Raw genomic sequence first — 18,895 nt, 5'->3', positions numbered from 1 at the left:
GTTCGATTTCAATTTTCCAACGACAGGAGACAGCAAATATGAGCAGCAGTGCACCGACCCGGCCGGGTTCCGGCACCGTGGCCGCGCCACGGCCCATGTCCGGTGAAGAGAAGAAGGTCATCTTCGCCTCTTCGCTGGGCACCGTTTTTGAGTGGTACGACTTCTATCTGTACGGTTCGCTGGCGGCCATCATCGCCAAGCAGTTCTTCAGCGGCTTGGATGCGGGCTCCGCGTTCATCTTCGCGCTGCTGGCGTTCGCGGCCGGCTTCCTGGTGCGACCATTCGGCGCCATCGTGTTCGGCCGTCTGGGCGACATGATCGGCCGCAAGTACACCTTCCTGGTGACCATCCTGATCATGGGCATCTCGACGTTCATCGTCGGTATCCTGCCCACCTACGCCAGCATCGGCGTGGCGGCTCCGATCATCCTGGTGGCGCTGCGCATGCTGCAGGGTCTGGCGCTGGGCGGTGAGTACGGCGGTGCGGCCACCTATGTGGCGGAGCACGCTCCTCACGGCGCTCGCGGTGCCTACACCTCGTGGATTCAGACCACCGCCACGCTGGGCCTGTTCCTGTCGCTGCTGGTGATTCTGGGCACGCGTACCGCCATGGGCGAAGAAGCCTTCAACGACTGGGGCTGGCGCATTCCGTTCATGGTCTCCATCCTGCTGCTGGGCATCTCGGTGTGGATCCGTCTGTCGCTGTCCGAATCGCCTGCGTTCCAACGCATGAAGGCCGAAGGCAAGACGTCGAAGGCTCCGCTGAAGGAATCCTTCGGTGAATGGAAGAACCTGAAGATCGTGATTCTGGCGCTGTTCGGCCTCACCGCCGGTCAGGCCGTGGTCTGGTACACGGGCCAGTTCTATTCGCTGTTCTTCCTGACGCAACAGCTCAAGGTCGATGCGATCACCGCCAACCTGATGATCGCCGCCGCTCTGCTGATCGGCACGCCGTTCTTCGTGATCTTCGGTACGCTCTCCGACAAGATCGGCCGCAAGCCCATCATCATGATCGGCTGCCTGCTGGCCGTGCTGACCTACTTCCCGGTGTTCAAGGCGCTGACTGGCGCTGCCAACCCCGATCTGGCGCATGCTCAGGCAACCGCTGGCATCACCGTGACCGCTGACCCCAAGACTTGCTCGTTCCAAGGCAACCCAGTCGCTCGCGAAATCGATTTCAAGAGCTCTTGCGACATCGCCAAGCGCTTCCTGGTGGCCAGCTCCGTCAGCTACGAGAACGTCGCAGGCCCTGCAGGTTCGCCCGCTGTGGTGAAGATCGGCGACAAGACGGTCAACGCGCCGGAAGGCACCGTGGTCAACCACAAGTTTGACGAGAACACCGTCAAGGCCATCGCCGCCTTCAAGAAGGAAGTGGCCGAGGATCTGAAGCTGTCCGGCTACCCGACCAAGGCCGATCCCGCGAAGATGAACAAGCCGCTGATGCTGGCCATCCTGACCTATCTGGTGCTGCTGGTGACCATGGTCTACGGCCCGATCGCCGCCATGCTGGTGGAAATGTTCCCGACCCGCATCCGCTACACCTCCATGTCGCTGCCCTATCACATCGGCAATGGCTGGTTCGGCGGTCTGCTGCCCACCACCGCGTTCGCCATCGTGGCGTCCACCGGCAACATGTACAACGGCCTCTGGTATCCGATCGTGATCGCAGGCATGACCTTCGTGATCGGCACGCTGTTCATCCGCGAAACAAAGGACGTGGACATCTACGCCAACGACTGACTTTCTGGCGGGATTCCGCCAAGAGGTAACAGTTGACAATTGCCGCCACATTGCAAAGTGTGGCGGCAATACATCATTTGAAGTCTCATAAATGACTTTTTGGTATGTTAGACAAGTAGTTGTCTCTAGAATCAGCGCACTGAATAACGTTTTTACACAATCTGGGTGCCGAGTCTTTGGAACCCAATTTGTAGCAAACGTTTTCAACGAATTACATATTGGTCACACCACGGTGATCGCCACCTTCAAGGAACAAACATGCAAACCTCCAGCCGTCTGTTGCTCGCATCCCTGGCTCTGCTGAGCACTTCCGCCGCTTTCGCACAAAGCAGCGTCACCATCTACGGTCGTGTGAACACTTCCGTCGAGCGTCAGAAGGTTGGCGACGTGAGCGCCACCGTGATGCAGAACAACGCATCGCGTATCGGCTTCCGCGGCGTGGAAGACCTGGGCGGCGGCCTGAAGGCTGGCTTCGTGCTGGAATCCGGTTTCAACTCCGACACCGGCACTTCCGACGGCCGTGGTTTCTTCGCTCGTCAAAGCGAAGTGAACCTGTCGGGCAACTTCGGTGAACTGCGTCTGGGTCGCTGGACTGCTCCTTCGTACTTCGCCACTGCTGACTACATCAGCATGCACAACCACGACACCGGCACATCCGCTGACGCGTTCTACGCCTACGTGATGAACGACGTGGCCACGAACTCCAACGGCATTTCGTACAAGACGCCTACATTCGGCGGTTTCAACATCGAAGCCGGCACAGGCCTCTACGAAAAGAACAGCAAGTACGGCAACAAGAACATCTATGACCTGGCTGCCAACTACGAAGGCGGTCCTCTGGCTCTGGGCGCTGGCTACACCAAGTTCGACAACGCTGACCAGTACGCCATCCGTGGTCTGTACAAGATCGGTTCGCAGTTCCTGGTGGGCGCATACGTGCAGCGCAGCAAGAACTGGGGCTTCGACCAGGTCACGGCTCTGAACGGCGCTGGTTCGCGTACCGCTTACCGTCTGTCGGGTGCCTACCTGCTGGGCGCAAGCGAGTTCCACCTGAACGTCGGCCGCGCTGGCAAGATGAAGAACATCTCCGAGTCGCAAGCTCTGCAGTACACACTGGGCTACAACTACAACCTGAGCAAGCGCACCAAGGTCTACGCTTTCTACACGAAGGTTGACAACAAGGACGGCGCTTCCTACATGAGCGGTGCAGCTGGTCAGGACTTCAGCTCCTTCGCCGTCGGCGTTCGCCACAATTTCTAATAAAAAGAACGGGCGGCGTAAGCTGCCTGCAATCCTGGCCTGATGCAATGTCATCCGGGTCAGGTTTGATTGAAACTGGCCTCACGATTTTTCGTGAGGCTTTTTTGTTTCTCGGCCGGCTCTTGATCAATCATTAATTCATACATTCATTCCAATCCATTCGGGTCATTCGAATCGAGCGGGAGACAGGAGATAAGGCTATGTGGAAGCTGGTTGTGGGTTTTGTGGTGTTCGCGGCGGTGGCACTGTTTGTGATTTCCAAGGCGGGCGATCAGGTCGACATGAGCGGCGAGAAGCACGGCACCGAAGCCACGCACGCGCCCGAGCCGGCCGCGAGCAAGTGAGTCAGTGAACAGGCAGGCCAGCCCACTGCAGAGCCTTCAAGGCGCGGATCGGAGTCAGAGCCAAAATTCCTGGTGGGATTCGCAAGACAACAAACCGTCTCCAGTCCAGCAGGGGCAGCCCCCAAATTCAAAAGCCCGCAAGTTCTTGTGCTTGCGGGCTTTTTGTTTTGCATGAGTTTGTTTTGACGAAGCCCCCGGCTTTGACGGGGGGCGTTTCGCAGGGGCAACGCAGCCCCTCACGCCTTGTTGCACAGCCTTGCCGCACAGATGCCGCAGGCAACGGTGACGCTCAGAGCGTGTTTGCGCCCTCAGCGCTGGAACCTTCCGTCCGGGCCGATGATGGACAGTTCGGTGTATTCCAGCCCTGAATGGTTGGTGCTGCTGTAATTGAGTTCCATGCCGCCGAGGTCGTATTGGCGGATGCTTTCCAGCGCGTCGTGCAGGCTGGTGCGGTCGATGTTCGGCGCTGCGCGGCGCAGGCCCTCGACCAGCACCTTGGCGCTGGCGTAGCCTTCCACCATTGCCGGAGAGATGCTGGTGATGCCCTGTGCGCGGGCCGAGAGTTGCAGCGCCTGGATCAGTGGCTTGCCCGTGGAGCGTTCGGATGGGAACACCTGCGTGACGATGATGCCGCGCGCCTTGTCGCCGAGTGCCTTGATGAAGCCGGCGGAGGCGTTGTTCGACTGCGTGATGATGTGGCTGCCGTAGCCTGTCTTGCGCAGCGCGAGGATGGCTTCCACTGCGGGCGAGCCCGAGCCGATGACGATGACCGCCTGCGGCTGTTTGGCGAGAATGCGCGGGGCACTGGCGGAGAAGTCGGGCTTGTTGCGGTCGAAGGTTTCGAGGAACAGCGGCTCGATCTGGTTCTGCTTGAACCCCTTCATCGCGCCCGCAAGGCCGTCGTCGCCCGAGGTGTCGTCAACATACAGCACGCCGATGCGGGTCGAGCCCTGACGCACCAGATGGCCGATGGCCATTTCCACCTCGCGCTGATAGGGCGCTCGCACGTGAAAGAGGTTGGTTGCCACCGGCCGGTGCAGCACCATCGCGCCCGATGTGGGGCCGACCAGCGGGACGCTGAATTTGTCGAGCGTCGGGACCAGTTGCTGGGTGTTGGGCGTGCCGGTGGGCATGAACAGCGCCACCACTTTCTTCTCTTCAATGAGCACGTAGGCATTTTCGAGCGTCTGCGCGGGATCGAACCTGTCGTCCAGCGTGATCAACTCGATCTTGCGGCCCGCCACGCCGCCCTGCGCATTGACCTGATTGAAGTACAGCGCTGCGCCTTGCATCGACTCCTTCACCGTGGCGGCGGCCGGGCCGGTGATGCCGGTGGTCTGTCCTATGCGGATGTTCTGGGCTTGCGTGACCGCGGGCGCACCCGCGAGAAAAAAGCCTGCGGCCATGGCGGCAACCATGGCGGACAGGCGTCTGCAGCGATTCATGTGGCGTCCCCTCTTGTTTGAAGTGGGTCGCTTGAGTTGTGTGATGCGTATGAATGCGACCCGCCGCGATTATTGCGGTCCGCGCAACACGTACGTATCGTCAAAACGGACGTGGGGTTTCCGAGCATTCAGCCGCAGGCGACGCGTGCCCTGCCAGGCGCATGGAGGAGCGCGAAAGCCGTCAGCGCCGGAACTTGCCATCCGTGCCGATGATGGACAGGTCGGCGAAGTTCATCCCCGTGTGGTCGCTCGGGCCGTAGGAGAGTTCGAGTCCGCCGATGTCGTACTTGCTCATGCTCTCCAGCGCCCCGTGCAGCCGGGCACGGTCGATGTTGGGCGCGGCGCGGCGCAGACCTTCCACGAGCACCTTCGCGCTCGCAAAGCCCTCGACCATGGCGGGCGACGTTTCCGTCACGCCCTGGGATTTGGCCACGCGCTGCAGTTCCTGGATCAGCGGATATGCCATGGAGCGCTCGGACGGGAACACCTGCGTGACGATGATGCCGCGCGCCTTGTCGCCCAGCGCCTTCACGAAGCCGCCGGAGGCGTTGTTGGACAGCGTGATGATCTGGCCGCCGTAGCCCGCGTTGCGCAGGGCGACGATGCCGTCGACGACTGCGGAGCCCGTGCCGATGACAAAGGTCACCTGTGCCTTGCTCGCGAGAATGCGTGGCGCACTGGCGGAGAAGTCGGGTTTGCTGCGGTTGAAGGTCTCGATGGCGGTCGGCTCCAGCTTGTGCGTCGCGAAGCCCTTCTTGGCGCCCGCGAGGCCGTCCTGCCCGAAGGCGTCATCCACATGCAGCACGGCAAAGCGCGACTGGCCCTGGCTCACCATGTGGTCGATCGCCATTTCCACTTCGCGCTGGTAGGTTGCGCGCACGTGGAAGATGTTTTTGGGCACCGGTTGGTGCAAGCTCATTGCGCCGGTGGACGGGCCGACCAGAGGCACGCCGTGCTTGTCGAGCAGCGGAATCAGGTCCTGCGTGTGGGGCGTGCCGCGCGGCATGAAGAGCGCGGTGACCTGCTTTTCCTCGATCAACGTGCGCGCATTCTCGAGGGTGAGCTTGGGGTCGAACTTGTCATCGAGCGTGATGACTTCGATCTTCCTGCCGGCGATGCCGCCTTGCGCATTGACATGCTGGAAATACAGCGCTGCACCCTGCATGGATTCCTTGACGGTCGCGGCTGCGGAGCCGGTCACGCCAACGGTCTGGCCGATCAGTATCTGTTGTTGCTGGGCCTGCGCGGCGCAGGGCAGGGCGGACAACAAAAGACTGGTCGCCGCCGCGACCATGGCATACCGGCGCTTGATGTGAATCATGAGACAACCCCTTGTTGATTGGGCCGCGTCGTGTAAGTGAGCGCGGCCTCAAGGGGGTTGATTATTCAGCGATCCGTTTCGAACAAAACGGTAACCTTGGAATCATCTATTGATATGAAAACACTTATTGACACATATGTGTGCTCTTGCACACATGGGCTGTCATTGCATGGGCGTTTTGAATATCAACGGCGGAATTTCCCGTCCGTGCCCACGATGGACAGGTCGGCGAAATCCAGGCCCGTGTGGTCGTCCGGGGAGTAGCTGATCTCTAGCCCGCCGATGTCGAATTTCTGCATCGATTCGAGCGCCGGGCCGACCTTGTCGCGCGTGGGCTTGGGACCCGCGCGGCGCAGGGCCTCGACCAGCACCTTGGCGGCCGCGTAGCCTTCGAGCATCGCGGGGCTCACGTCCTTGCCCTTCGCCTTGGCATGCTCCAGCGCCTCGCGCACCAAGGGCGAGTTGCCGGCGCGCTCGCTCGGGAACACCTGGGTGACGATCACGCCGCGCGCGCTCTCGCCGAGGCTCTTCACGAAACCCGCCGACGCGTTGTTCGACAGCGTCACGAGCTGCGCGCCCGAGCCGGCCTTGCGGTAGGCGTTGTAGCCGTCCACCACGGTGTTGCCCGATGCCAGGATCAGCACGGCCTGGGCGTTGGCCTGCGCGATCTTGGCGGTTACCGGGCCGAAGTCGGGCTTGGCGCGGTTCACCTTTTCGAGCACGACCGGCTGCATCTTCGAGAGCTCGAAACCGCGCTGGGCGCCGACCAGACCATCGGCGCCGAAGCTGTCGTCCGCCAGCACCACGGCGATGCGGTTGATGCCGAGCGAGGCCAGGTGCGTGATGGCCTTCTCGGCCTCGCGCTGGTAGGTGGCGCGCACGTTGTAGACGTTCTTCTGCAGCGGCTTGTGCAGCACCATCGCGCCGGTGGATGGGGCGATCAGCGCCACGCCATGCTTGTTCAGATGCGGCACGATGGCCTCGTTGTGCGGCGTGCCGCGCGTGAGGAACATGGCGGTGACGTTCTGTTCCTCGATGAGCTTGCGCGCGTTCTCGCCCGCGAGTTTGGGATCGAACTTGTCGTCGAGCGACACCAGTTCGATCTTCTGTCCGTTCACGCCGCCGCGCGCGTTGACGGCATCCAGATACAGCTTGGCACCCTCCGTCGTTTCCTGCACGCCTGCGGCCACGACGCCGCTGAAACCGGCTGTCTGGCCGATCATGATCTGCGCCTGCGCGGCGCTTGCCCCCATTCCCATCCCGAAGGTGATTGCAGCCCATGCTGCAGCCTTGTGCCAGCCCCTCATGCTTTGAGTCTCCTGAGTTTGAAAATCCTGGATTGGTATTTCGGACCCTTGGAGTGGATCCTCGACAGGCAATGCGTAGCACCTGCAAGGTGCTACGGGCGGCGCGTTGAATCCGCGCGCCATTGCGAGTCTTTAATATGTTTCGTGAAACTATTCATGATTGCAAACTTTGTGACAAGTAGTATTTGCCGGGGTAGTCGCTTACTTTGCTTTGCGTCAATGAGATGGGCGACCGGGGGTGGGCGCGGGGTTCTGGTGGACAGTGATGGCAATGACCCGCGACGGCATGGGTCAAGCGCGCCGCCTAGAATGTTCCGCCTCAGCTAGGAGAGATGGCGCTCATGACACAGGGATTGATCCGTATCCACGGAGCCAGACAGCACAACCTCAAGAACCTCGATGTAGATATCCAGACCGGTGAATTGACCGTTGTCACGGGCCCGAGCGGTTCGGGCAAGTCGAGTCTGGTGTTCGACACGCTGTATGCCGAAGGCCAGCGTCGCTACGTCGAAACCTTCAGCGCCTACGCGCGCCAGTTTCTGGACCGCATGGACAAGCCGGCCGTGGACAAGGTGGAGGGCGTTCCTCCGGCCATCGCCATCGACCAGACCAACCCCGTGCGCTCGTCGCGCTCCACCGTGGGCACGATGACGGAGATCAACGATCACCTCAAACTGATGTTCGCGCGCGCGGGCCAGTTGTTTGACCGCGTGACCGCGCAGCCCGTTCGCCACGATTCGCCCGATTCGATCTATGCCGAGTTGAAGTCGCGCTGCGAAGCCGAGGGTGATCCGCGCATCGTCATCACCTTCCCGGTGGAACTGCCGGCGGGCACGTCGGCCGAGCAGGTCGAGCAGTGGCTGTCCGCGAGCGGCTTCACCAAGGTGCAGGCCGAGCGCGAAGTGGCCACGCCCACCGGGCCGCGCAAGCTGCTCGACGTGGTGGCCGACCGCTTCCGCCTCGGCAACGCCGAGCGCGCACGCGTGATCGAGGCCATCGAGGTGGGCCTGAAGCGCGGCAGCGGCAAGCTCATCGTCTACAAGCTGAACGATGACGGTGAGCCCGATCTGTGGCGCTTCTCCACTGGCCTGCATTGTCCGGACAGCGACCTGCGCTACAGCGAGCCGATTCCGTCGGCCTTCTCGTTCAACTCGGCGGTGGGCGCGTGCGACACCTGCCGTGGTTTTGGCCGCGTGATCGGGGTTGATTACGGCCTGGTGATTCCCAACGAAAAACTCACGCTGCGCGCCGGCGCGATCAAGACCATCCAGACGCCTGCATGGAAAGAGGCGCAGGACGATCTGATGCGCCATGCCGAGGCGGCGGGCATTCCGCGTGACACGGCCTGGTACAAGCTCACGGCCGAACAGAAAAAATGGGTCATCGACGGCACGCCGGGCTACAAGGAAGGCAACTGGAACAAGCAGTGGTACGGCATCCGCCGCTTCTTCGAGTACCTCGAGAGCAAGGCCTACAAGATGCACATCCGCGTGCTGCTCTCCAAGTACCGCAGCTACACGCCGTGCCCGGTCTGCGCGGGCGCGCGCCTCAAGACCGAGAGCCTGCAGTGGCGCATCGGCAGCAAGGACGATGCGGACGCGGTGCTCGCGCCGGAGAAACGCTTCATGCCGCAGGGCGTGGACTGGACGCGCGAGCAGCTCGAAGCGCTGCCGGGCCTGTGCCTGCACGACCTGATGCTGCTGCCCATCGAGCGGCTGCGCATCTTCTTTGACCGCATCGGCGCGAGCGCGTCGCACCGCATCGTCGGCTGGGCCAAGGACGGCGAAGTGCAGCAGGGCGACTTGCCCGACCACAGCGCCATCGAGGTGGACAGCGGCGAAGCGCAGGCGCTGCGGCTGCTGCACGAAGAGATCTCCACGCGCCTCAAGTACCTCTGCGATGTGGGCATTGGCTACCTCACGCTGGACCGCCAGAGCCGCACGCTCTCGGGCGGCGAGGTGCAGCGCATCAACCTGACGACGGCGCTCGGCACATCGCTGGTCAACACGCTGTTCGTGCTCGACGAGCCCAGCATCGGCCTGCACCCGCGTGACATGCACCGCATCACCGAGGCCATGCTGCGTCTGCGCGATGCGGGCAACACGCTGGTGGTGGTGGAGCACGACCCGGCCGTCATGCTGGCAGCCGACCGCGTGATCGACATGGGCCCCGCGCCCGGCGAGCGCGGCGGCGAGATCGTGTTTGATGGCACGGTCGGAGCACTGCGGAAGGCGGACACGCTGACCGGCGTGTATCTGGGCGGCCGCAAGACCATCAGCTCGGGCATCAAGCGCCTCGTGACCGACGCCACGCCGCGCCTGATCCTGGAAGGCGCGCGCGAGCACAACCTCAAGGACGTGACGGTGGAGTTCCCGCTGCAGCGCCTCGTCACCGTGACCGGCGTGTCGGGCTCTGGCAAGTCCACGCTGATCCAGGACGTGCTCGCGCCCGCGCTGCTGCGCCAGTTCGGCAAGGCGACGGAAGCGCCGGGCGCACACGAGCGCCTGCTCGGTGCGGACCATCTCTCCGACGTGGTGTTCGTCGACCAGTCGCCCATCGGCAAGACCGCGCGTTCCAACCCGGTGAGCTACGTAGGCGCATGGGACTCGATCCGCGAGATTTTCTCCACCGCGCCGCTGTCGCGCGAGCGTGGCTACACGGCCGCGAAGTTCAGCTTCAACGCGGGCGACGGGCGTTGCCCGACCTGCGGCGGATCGGGCTTCGAGCATGTGGAGATGCAGTTCCTGTCGGACGTGTACCTGCGCTGTCCCGATTGCGACGGTCGCCGATATCGTCCCGAAATTCTGGAGGTGAAGATCGAGCGCGCGGGCCGCATGCTCAGCGTCGCCGATGTGCTCGAACTCACGGTGAGCGAAGCCGCCGCAGCGTTCGCGAAGGACCGCGAGGTGATCCGCGCGCTGCAGCCCATCGTCGATGTGGGGCTGGAATACGTGAAGCTTGGCCAACCCGTGCCGACGCTCTCGGGCGGCGAGGCGCAGCGCCTGAAGCTCGCGGGCTTTCTCGCCGAGGCCGCCAAGAGCGGCAGCGCGAGCAAGCAGCCGCTCGCGAAGAAGGGCACGCTGTTCCTGTTCGACGAGCCCACGACGGGCCTGCATTTCGACGACATCGCCAAGCTCATGCGCGCGCTGCGCAAGCTGCTCGATGCGGGGCATTCGCTCATCATCATCGAGCACAACCTCGATGTGATCCGCGCGAGCGACTGGATCGTCGATCTCGGCCCCGAGGGCGGCGATGCGGGTGGTCTGCTCGTCGCGCAAGGTGCGCCGGAAACGCTGCGCCACGACATGAAGTCGCACACCGCGCAGGCGCTTCGCGAATACGAGGAATCGCTGGGAGAGAGCGGTCATTCGGTGCACGAGAAGCAGGCTGCGCTGCGTCGTGAAAAGCGTGCGCTCGAAGGCGACAAGGCCGCCGCGAAGAACGCCATCGAGATCGTCAACGCCAAGGAGCACAACCTCAAGCAGCTGAGCGTGGACATCCCGCGCGGCAAGTTCAACGTGGTGACGGGCGTGTCCGGCTCGGGCAAGTCCACGCTCGCGTTCGACATCTTGTTCAACGAAGGCCAGCGCCGCTATCTCGAATCGCTGAACGCCTACGCGCGCAGCATCGTGCAGCCTGCGGGGCGCCCCGAGGTGGATGCGGTCTACGGCATTCCGCCGACCGTCGCCATCGAGCAGCGCCTGTCGCGCGGCGGTCGCAAGTCCACCGTCGGCACGACGACCGAGGTCTGGCATTTTCTGCGTCTTCTGTATGTGAAGCTCGGCGTGCAGCACTGCACCAAGGACGGCGCGGCCGTGCAGCCGCAGACGGCGGACAGCATCGCGGCGCAGTTGCTCACGAACTTCAAGGGGCAGCACATCGGCCTGATGGCGCCGCTGGTGATGAACCGCAAGGGCGTCTACACCGAGCTGGCCGACTGGGCGCGACCACGCGGTTTCACGCATCTGCGTGTCGATGGCAACTTTCTGCCGACGACGGGCTTTCCGCGCATCGACCGCTTCAAGGAACACACGATCGAGCTGCCGGTGGCGAGCATCACCGTGTCGCCGCAGCACGAAGGCGCGCTGCGCGATGCACTCAAGCAGGCGCTCGAACATGGCAAGGGTGTCGTGCATGTGCTCAGCGAACTCGACGGGCTGGAAAGCGCGCTCAAGCTCGGCGAGCCCACGGCGCACATCGGCAGGCTGCAGGCGTTTTCCACCAAGCGCGCCTGTCCCGTGTGCGCGACCAGCTATGCGGAGCTCGACCCGCGCCTGTTCTCCTACAACAGCAAGCACGGCTGGTGCCCCGATTGCGTGGGCACGGGCGTCAAGCTGACCAAGGATCAGCGCAAAGTCTTTGACGACTCCGTGCAGGGCGAGGACAACCGGGGGCGCGAGCAGACCTTCGAGGAGCCTGATGCGGATGACGTGACCGATGCCGTCTGCCCCGGCTGCGAAGGCACGCGACTGAACCGCATCGCGCGCGCCGTGCTGTTTGCCGACACGCCGATCACCGATGTGGCGCGGCTGTCGGTGTCCGAGGTGCGCGAGTGGATAAAGGGGCTGGATCTGACGGGCCGCGAATCCGAGATCGCGCGCGATCTGATTCCAGAGATCCAGAGCCGCCTCGAATTCCTCGAGGAAGTGGGGCTGTCGTACCTCACGCTGGACCGCGGCGCGCCGACGCTGAGCGGTGGCGAGGCGCAGCGCATTCGTCTCGCCGCGCAGCTGGGCAGCAATCTGCAGGGCGTCTGCTACGTGCTCGACGAGCCGACGATCGGCCTGCATGCGCGCGACAACCGGATCCTGTTGAACGCGCTGCACAAGCTTGGCGACAAGGGCAACACGCTGGTGGTGGTGGAGCACGACGAGGACACGATCCGCCGCGCCGATCACATCATCGACATCGGCCCGAGCGCGGGCAAGCGCGGCGGTCGACTGGTCGCGCAGGGCTCGGTCGCCGACATCGAGGCCGCCGAGGATTCGCAGACCGGCAAGTACCTGCTGCACGCGATGAAGCATCCGCTGCAGGCGCGGCGCGACGTGGTCGATGCATCGAAGAAGGACGCGCGCGTGCCCGAGCACTGGCTCACCGTGCACAACGCGGAGATGCACAACCTGCGCGACGTGACCGCCAGCGTGCCGCTGAACCGCTTGGTCGCGGTGACCGGCGTGAGCGGCTCGGGCAAGTCCACGCTCGCGCGCGACGTGCTGCTCACCAACGTGGCGGCATGGGTCAGCCAGCGTTCGACCAAGGCGGGGCGCGACGCGATGGATGCGGGCAAGTCGCCCGCGCTCGTTGGCTGCAAGGGGCTGTCGGGTTTCGAGACGATCGACCGCGTGCTCGAGGTCGACCAGACCCCCATCGGCAAGACGCCGCGCTCCTGTCCCGCGACCTACATCGGCTTCTGGGACACCATCCGCAAGCTCTTCGCCGAAACGCTCGAAGCCAAGGCGCGCGGCTATGCGCCGGGCCGCTTCTCGTTCAACACCGGCGAGGGCCGCTGCCCCGCGTGTGAAGGGCAGGGCGTGCGCACCATCGAGATGAGCTTTCTGCCCGACGTGAAGGTGCCGTGCGAGGTCTGCAGAGGCGCGCGCTTCAACCCGGAAACGCTCGCCGTGACCTGGCGCGGCAAGAGCATCGGCGACGTGCTGCAGATGGAGGTCGACGAGGCTGTCGAATTCTTCGCGAGCATGCCGAGCATCGCGCATCCGCTGCAGCTGCTCAAGGACGTGGGGCTCGGCTATCTCACGCTCGGCCAGCCGTCGCCCACGCTCTCGGGCGGCGAAGCGCAGCGCATCAAGCTCGTCACCGAGCTCACCAAGGTGCGCGACGACGTCGGCCGCCGCGGGCAGAAGGCGCCGCACACGCTGTATGTGCTCGACGAGCCCACCGTGGGTCTGCACATGGCCGACGTGCACAAGCTCATCCGCGTGCTGCACCGACTGGTCAACGGTGGTCACAGCGTGGTGGTGATCGAGCATGATCTCGACGTGATCGCCGAAGCGGACTGGATCGTCGATCTGGGGCCGGAGGGGGGCAAGGACGGCGGGCTGATCGTTGCCGCCGCCACGCCCGAAGAACTGGTGCGCATAGGCACCCACACCGGCAAGGCTCTCGAGCCCGTTCTCAGGCGCTGACCCACTTCAGCCGAAGTTGAAAGAATCCCGAGTGGCTCCGGCCTCTCGGGATTTCTTGCTTTTCGGCCCTCTGCTCTGGTTTGGTGCTGAGATCGCAAACACGCTCGCAAGATTGAACTGCGCCATGCCTTCGGCGGCGATTCGTCCCAGGCGCCGCATCGTCTTCGCGCGGGTGATTCCCGTGCTTGGCACGTTTCCTTGGGCAGTCATTGGCAGCAAGGAGGACGGCCTGACCCAACGGCGGAAAATTCCTTGACTGACCACTGCCATGCCAGCTCATCGATTGCACGATAGCGGGTGTTAACTTTTGTCAACTCAATGAGAAAAGTTGTGAGTGTCACGGACGTCTGGTGACAGATTTCACGAATTATCTGTATATTGGTATCGAAGTGATTCATTGATTGCTTTTAACTAACTTCCTGCTTCGTTTCGAGCATTCGGCCTACAGCGGCTGGAAGCGGTTCAAGCAGAATCAATGGCAAGCGACCCCCGTGGTCGTCACCGATCGTAGGAACCCCTCGCCCCCTTTGTGGGGACTTGCTCCCCGGCCATAGCGATATGGCCGGGGCTTTTTTTTGGAGAGTGACGGCGAATGGGCACCGCCACGGGGCCATGGTGCGTGCTGGCCCGATGCAATGCGAAAATGGCGGCATGAACGCTGCCTCCAATACCCTCGACACCCTCACGATCACCCGCCCGGACGACTGGCATCTGCATGTGCGCGACGGCGAACCGCTGCGCACCGTGGTGCCGCACACCGCCGCGCAGTTCGGCCGCGCGCTGATCATGCCCAACCTGCGTCCGCCCGTGACCACGGCCGAGCAGGCGCTGGCCTACAAGCAGCGCATTCTCGCCGCGGTGCCCGAGGGCGCGGCGTTCGAGCCGCTGATGTCGCTGTACCTGACGGACAATCTCGCGCCCGAAGAGATCGCGCGCGCCAAGGACGCGGGCGTGGTCGCGCTCAAGCTCTATCCCGCCGGCGCCACGACCAACAGCGACGCGGGCGTGACCGACATGCGCAAGACCTACAAGACGCTTGAGGCCATGCAGAAGGCGGGCATTCTGCTGCTGGTGCATGGCGAGGTGACGAGCAGCGACATCGATCTGTTCGACCGCGAAGCCGTCTTCATCGACCAGCAGCTGATTCCGCTGCGCCGTGATTTTCCTGAACTGAAGATCGTCTTCGAGCATATCACCACCAAGGATGCGGCCGAGTACGTGAAGTCGGCCGACAAGTACACCGCCGCCACGATCACCGCGCACCATTTGCTCTACAACCGCAACGCGATCTTCACCGGCGGCATCCGTCCGCACTACTACTGCCTGCCCGTGCTCAAGCGCGAGACGCACCGCCTCGCGCTGGTCGAGGCGGCGACCAGCGGCAGCGACAAGTTCTTCCTCGGCACCGACAGCGCGCCGCACCCTGCGCACCTCAAGGAACACGCCACGGGCTGCGCCGGCTGCTACACGGCCCATGCGGCCATCGAGATGTATGCCGAGGCCTTCGACAACGCGGGTGCGCTCGACAAGCTCGAAGCCTTCGCGAGCTTCAACGGCCCGGACTTCTACAGCCTGCCGCGCAACCAGGGCACCGTCACCCTGCGCCGCGAGTCGTGGACGCCGCCCGCGAGCTTCGCCTTTGGCGAGGCCGAACTCAAGCCACTGCGCGCCGGCGAAGCGCTGCCGTGGAAGCTGGTCGCCTGATCTGATCGTCAACCTCCGGGGAGTCCCGCCATGCCATCCTCCATTGCCGAACGCCAGCTGCGCATTGCGCTGTTGATTGACGCGGACAACGCGCCAGCCGAGAAGATCGACGAGATCCTCACCGAGCTGTCCACGCTTGGCGAGATCAACGTGCGGCGCGCCTATGGCAACTGGACCAAGTCGGGCCTCACGAGCTGGCAGAACCGGCTGCTCGAGTTCGCGATTCTCCCCATTCAGCAGTTCGACTATTCCAAGCGCAAGAACGCCACCGACATGGCGATGACGGTGGATGCGATGGACCTGCTCTACAACGACAGGCCCGACGCGTTCGGCATCGTTTCGTCGGATGCGGACTTCACCCCGCTGGTCATGCATCTGCGCTCCAAAGGCGCGGCGGTCTATGGTTTCGGCGCGCAGCAGACGCCCAAGCCGTTCGTCAACGCGTGCTCGAGGTTTCTGTATCTCGAGTCGCTGGTCAGCGAGGTTGATGTCATTGCTGCGACCGAGGCCGCTGCGGCGACGGAGTCCGTTTCTGCGCAGGAGAAGGCCGTCCCGACAACGGCTCCAGCGGCGGCCGCGGCCCCCGCTGCGCCCACGGAGCAGCGTCTGCGCATTCCCGGACCGCAGCTGCGGCAGGACACGCGCCTGATGACGCTGCTGCGCTTTGCGGTGGAGGCGTCACAGGACGAGTCCGGCTGGGCCAGGGTCGGCGCCGTGGGCCAGCAGATCGGCAACAAGACCTCGTTCGATTCGCGCAACTACGGCTACGCCTCGCTCACCAAGCTGCTGGCCGCGACACAGGCCTTCGAGCTGCGTGACGAGGGCACGTCGCGCGTGTCGGTGCGCGACAAGCGTGCCGCGCGCGCCAGCGACGTTCCCGGCGCATGAGCCTTGTGGATGTCGCGCAGGCAAGCGTTCTTCCGCAGGCCTTTGCGCAGATCGACTGGGAACGTCCGTGGCTGGCGGAGCTGCGCGAAGTCGGCGAGCCGGTCGCCGCACGGATACTGCGCGGCGCCAGCGTGGCCGAGGCGCTCAACGCCGCATCCCGGTGCGCGGATTTTGAATTTGTCGATCAACATGCGCTGCCCCCCGGCATGGCCTACGAGCGGTTCATCTTCGAGAACCGGCGCATTCCCACGCGCGACAGCCTGCACGATTTTTTCAACGGTCTGATCTGGCTGCACTTTCCTCGCACCAAGCGATTGCTCAACCAATGGCAGGCCCGCGAGATCGCGGCGCAGGGCGTCGGCGCAGTGCGCGGACCGCTGCGCGACGCGATCACCGTGTTCGACGAGAATGGCGCGCTGCTGTTCGCTCCGCAGCCTTTGCGGGAGGCGCTCAGGCACCGCGAGTGGCGCAGGCTTGGCGAGGAGCTGCGGCCGCTGTGGCGGCAGTCGCGGCTGGTGCCCGTGGGGCATGCGCTGCTCGAAAAGCTCGTCTCGCCGCGCAAGAACATCACGGCGCATGTGTTCCTCCCGGAGGGAGGGGTGGATCCGGGCGCGGACACGAATTTGAACTTGAACTTGAACATCAACTTGAACGTCGACGCGGACGCTTGGATGGCTCGGCATTTCGAAGCGCGGGCGTTCGCGACAAAGCCGTTCAATCCCCTGCCAGTTCTAGGAGTCCCGGGGTGGTGGAGCGAGAACGAGAACTTTTGCTTCTATGATGACTCTGATGTTTTCCGCAGCGGCTTTCAGAAGAATATCCAGCAATAAGCCGCGAGAGAGTGCCTGTTGAAAAACAGGGCGAAGTCCCCATATGTCGGTCTGACAGCGGCGGCTTCGAAACTGCCCGGATCCTTCCACCCACCTTTACTGACTTTTTTCAGTCGCATTCCGTGATCCCTTTGTGGAGAACCTGACGATGAAACGCATTGCCTTGTTTATGTTGACCAACATTGCCGTTGTGGTGGTGTTGGGCATTGTCGCCAACCTGCTTGGCGTGAACCGCTATCTGACCGCGAACGGGCTGAACCTTGGCGCGCTGCTGGGTTTCGCCTTCATCATGGGCATGGGCGGCGCCTTCATTTCGCTGCTGATGAGCAAGCCCATGGCCAAGATGAGCATGGGCGTGCAGATCATCAACCAGCCGCAGAATGCCGATGAGGCATGGATCGTGGACACCGTGCGCAAGTTCTCGGACAAGGCCGGCATCCAGATGCCCGAGGTCGGCATCTATCAGGGCGAGCCCAATGCGTTCGCGACCGGCGCGTTCAAGAACTCGGCGCTGGTGGCGGTGTCCACCGGCCTGCTGCAGGGCATGACGCGCGAAGAGGTCGAGGCCGTCATCGGCCATGAAGTGGCGCACGTGGCCAATGGTGACATGGTCACCATGGCGCTGATCCAGGGCGTGATGAACACGTTCGTCGTGTTCCTGTCCCGCGTGATCGGCTATGCGGTCGACAGCTTTCTGCGCCGCAATGACGACAACGCGAATTCCGGCCCCGGCATCGGCTACATGATCAGCACCGTCGTGCTCGACATCCTGTTCGGCGTGCTGGCCTCGATCATCGTCGCCTGGTTCAGCCGCCAGCGCGAGTTCCGCGCCGACGCCGGTGCCGCGCAGCTCATGGGCCGCAAGCAGCCGATGATCAGCGCGCTCTACCGCCTCGGGGGCATGCATCCCGGCGCATTGCCGCAGAACATGCAGGCCATGGGCATCACCGGCGGCATCGGCAAGCTGTTCAGCTCGCACCCGCCGATTGAAGAGCGCGTCGCCGCATTGCAGAACGCGCAGCAAGGCTGATTTCAGAGCGCAAGCACGCTCTCAGGCCTTCACGCAATGAAAAAACCTGCCCGTCAAACGGCAGGTTTTTTCATTTCCGGGAGGCTGGTTGGGTGGTGGCGAGATAGCGCTTGTAGAGCTCGTCCTGCAATCGGTCGGGGCGCTTCTGCGGTGTGGGAAGGGACTGCTTGTCCAGCGCCTCGAAGCTCGCGGGCAGCGTTCCGGCACCCAGCTTTTCCAGCGCCTTCTTTGCGCGCGCGTAGCGCTTGGCGGAGGGCGTGTCGCTGAATTCGTCGGTCGTCGGATCGGCCATTTCGTGGAGCAGGGCCTCGGTGATCGTGCGGCCCTCCATCAGATTGAACTGGCCTTCGGTGTCGTAGCGCACGATGCGCGCCTGCTCGATGGGCGTGCCCTTGGGCCATTGCCAGTAGCCGATGAAATCGCCGTCGTCGGTCTTCACCGCGAAGGTGATGAAGGACATCACTTCATGCGTCGCCTTCACAGTGGCGGCGATGCTGGGGTCCTTGAGTTCCGCAGCCGACAGGTAGGACGTGGAGCGCGGCTCGCTCGCCATCTTGGGCGTGAGGCAGTAGGCGCTGAGGTCTTCGTAGACGTCGTAGCCCAGCACGGGGCGCTTGCCGCGCCGGATCTGGTGCGTGCACAGCGCACGGATGTCCCGGGGTACCGCCTGGCCCTGAAAGACGATGCGCTCCATCTCGTCGAACTGGCCCTGTTGCGCCGCGTTCAGCGCTTCGGCCGCGTGGGCTGCGGCAGCGCCGCCGAGCGCGAGAGCCGTGGCCAGGGTGGTGGCGAGCGTGCCGCCCACCGCGATGGTGAGGATTCTGTGGGCTGCAAGTGTGCGTTTCGTCATGGACATAGACTAGCGCATCCGCGTGAAACGGCTT

General features: G+C 63.5%; 13 protein-coding genes. 8 read left to right on the top strand and 5 right to left on the bottom strand.

The features are described from left to right. The first annotated feature begins 38 nt into the window (after positions 1-38). The 3 genes from ISG32_RS07605 (at position 39) to ISG32_RS07595 (ending at position 3,343) form a co-directional block, all read left to right on the top strand. Positions 39-1,739 carry an MFS transporter gene (locus ISG32_RS07605; RefSeq protein WP_194770382.1) on the top strand — a complete coding sequence of 567 codons (1,701 nt, stop codon included), beginning with the start codon at positions 39-41 and terminating at the stop codon, positions 1,737-1,739. A 258-nt stretch (positions 1,740-1,997) separates the two neighbouring features. Beyond that, a complete protein-coding gene (locus ISG32_RS07600; RefSeq protein ID WP_194770381.1) occupies positions 1,998-2,999 on the top strand; it encodes a porin in 1,002 nt (333 codons plus the stop codon). Positions 3,000-3,199: 200 nt separating this feature from the next. Beyond that, entirely contained in the window at positions 3,200-3,343 is a 144-nt protein-coding gene (locus ISG32_RS07595; RefSeq protein ID WP_194770380.1) for a hypothetical protein, read from the top strand. Between the two features lie 308 nt (positions 3,344-3,651). On the opposite strand, the gene ISG32_RS07590 is transcribed toward ISG32_RS07595, so the two are convergent. The 3 genes from ISG32_RS07590 to ISG32_RS07580 all read right to left on the bottom strand — a co-directional run bounded on the left by ISG32_RS07590 (position 3,652) and on the right by ISG32_RS07580 (position 7,416). After that, positions 3,652-4,788 carry an ABC transporter substrate-binding protein gene (locus ISG32_RS07590; protein WP_194770379.1) on the bottom strand — a complete coding sequence of 379 codons (1,137 nt, stop codon included), beginning with the start codon at positions 4,786-4,788 and terminating at the stop codon, positions 3,652-3,654. 181 nt (positions 4,789-4,969) lie between these two features. Continuing rightward, the gene (locus ISG32_RS07585) at positions 4,970-6,109 is read right to left on the bottom strand and encodes an ABC transporter substrate-binding protein (RefSeq protein ID WP_228529637.1); all 1,140 of its coding nucleotides are present in this window, start codon (positions 6,107-6,109) and stop codon (positions 4,970-4,972) included. A 185-nt stretch (positions 6,110-6,294) separates the two neighbouring features. Beyond that, the gene (locus ISG32_RS07580; protein ID WP_194770378.1) at positions 6,295-7,416 is read right to left on the bottom strand and encodes an ABC transporter substrate-binding protein; all 1,122 of its coding nucleotides are present in this window, start codon (positions 7,414-7,416) and stop codon (positions 6,295-6,297) included. A 341-nt stretch (positions 7,417-7,757) separates the two neighbouring features. On the opposite strand from ISG32_RS07580, the gene uvrA reads away from it, so the two are divergent. Next, complete coding sequence (gene uvrA / locus ISG32_RS07575) at positions 7,758-13,559, top strand: excinuclease ABC subunit UvrA (RefSeq protein WP_194770377.1); 5,802 nt, start codon at positions 7,758-7,760, stop codon at positions 13,557-13,559. Positions 13,560-13,565: 6 nt separating this feature from the next. Here uvrA and ISG32_RS07570 read toward each other — a convergent pair whose 3' ends face one another. Continuing rightward, on the bottom strand, positions 13,566-13,829 hold the full coding sequence (locus ISG32_RS07570) for a hypothetical protein (protein ID WP_194770376.1): 264 nt from the start codon (positions 13,827-13,829) through the stop codon (positions 13,566-13,568). 381 nt (positions 13,830-14,210) lie between these two features. On the opposite strand from ISG32_RS07570, the gene pyrC reads away from it, so the two are divergent. From pyrC to htpX, 4 genes are all read left to right on the top strand, one after another. Continuing rightward, positions 14,211-15,263 (top strand): dihydroorotase, encoded by a 1,053-nt coding sequence (pyrC, locus tag ISG32_RS07565; protein ID WP_194770375.1) that lies wholly within the window; start codon positions 14,211-14,213, stop codon positions 15,261-15,263. Positions 15,264-15,293: 30 nt separating this feature from the next. Then, positions 15,294-16,151 (top strand): NYN domain-containing protein, encoded by an 858-nt coding sequence (locus ISG32_RS07560; RefSeq protein ID WP_194770374.1) that lies wholly within the window; start codon positions 15,294-15,296, stop codon positions 16,149-16,151. Beyond that, positions 16,148-16,981 (top strand): DUF3025 domain-containing protein, encoded by an 834-nt coding sequence (locus ISG32_RS07555; RefSeq protein WP_194770373.1) that lies wholly within the window; start codon positions 16,148-16,150, stop codon positions 16,979-16,981. The genes ISG32_RS07560 and ISG32_RS07555 overlap by 4 nt, the downstream gene beginning before the upstream one ends. A 148-nt stretch (positions 16,982-17,129) precedes the next feature. After that, complete coding sequence (gene htpX, locus ISG32_RS07550; RefSeq protein WP_194770372.1) at positions 17,130-18,011, top strand: protease HtpX; 882 nt, start codon at positions 17,130-17,132, stop codon at positions 18,009-18,011. A 70-nt stretch (positions 18,012-18,081) separates the two neighbouring features. Here the strand turns inward: htpX and ISG32_RS07545 are convergent, their stop codons facing one another. After that, on the bottom strand, positions 18,082-18,861 hold the full coding sequence (locus ISG32_RS07545) for a hypothetical protein (RefSeq protein ID WP_194770371.1): 780 nt from the start codon (positions 18,859-18,861) through the stop codon (positions 18,082-18,084). Positions 18,862-18,895 lie beyond the last annotated feature (34 nt).

Source organism: Diaphorobacter caeni (genome assembly GCF_015354245.1).
GTDB classification, from domain to species: Bacteria; Pseudomonadota; Gammaproteobacteria; order Burkholderiales; family Burkholderiaceae_C; genus Diaphorobacter_A; species Diaphorobacter_A caeni.
The sequence above is the reverse complement of the archived record's forward strand: the minus strand, read 5'-3'. Positions and strand labels throughout refer to the sequence as shown.

Coding starts and splice junctions, on each gene's coding strand:
- ISG32_RS07590 (WP_194770379.1), bottom strand. CDS start 4,788: ATGAATCGCTGCAGACGCCTGTCCGCCATGGTTGCCGCCATGGCCGCA.
- uvrA (WP_194770377.1), top strand. CDS start 7,758: ATGACACAGGGATTGATCCGTATCCACGGAGCCAGACAGCACAACCTC.
- ISG32_RS07605 (WP_194770382.1), top strand. CDS start 39: ATGAGCAGCAGTGCACCGACCCGGCCGGGTTCCGGCACCGTGGCCGCG.
- ISG32_RS07595 (WP_194770380.1), top strand. CDS start 3,200: ATGTGGAAGCTGGTTGTGGGTTTTGTGGTGTTCGCGGCGGTGGCACTG.
- ISG32_RS07600 (WP_194770381.1), top strand. CDS start 1,998: ATGCAAACCTCCAGCCGTCTGTTGCTCGCATCCCTGGCTCTGCTGAGC.
- htpX (WP_194770372.1), top strand. CDS start 17,130: ATGAAACGCATTGCCTTGTTTATGTTGACCAACATTGCCGTTGTGGTG.
- ISG32_RS07570 (WP_194770376.1), bottom strand. CDS start 13,829: ATGGCAGTGGTCAGTCAAGGAATTTTCCGCCGTTGGGTCAGGCCGTCC.
- ISG32_RS07580 (WP_194770378.1), bottom strand. CDS start 7,416: ATGAGGGGCTGGCACAAGGCTGCAGCATGGGCTGCAATCACCTTCGGG.
- ISG32_RS07545 (WP_194770371.1), bottom strand. CDS start 18,861: ATGACGAAACGCACACTTGCAGCCCACAGAATCCTCACCATCGCGGTG.
- ISG32_RS07555 (WP_194770373.1), top strand. CDS start 16,148: ATGAGCCTTGTGGATGTCGCGCAGGCAAGCGTTCTTCCGCAGGCCTTT.
- pyrC (WP_194770375.1), top strand. CDS start 14,211: ATGAACGCTGCCTCCAATACCCTCGACACCCTCACGATCACCCGCCCG.
- ISG32_RS07560 (WP_194770374.1), top strand. CDS start 15,294: ATGCCATCCTCCATTGCCGAACGCCAGCTGCGCATTGCGCTGTTGATT.
- ISG32_RS07585 (WP_228529637.1), bottom strand. CDS start 6,109: ATGATTCACATCAAGCGCCGGTATGCCATGGTCGCGGCGGCGACCAGT.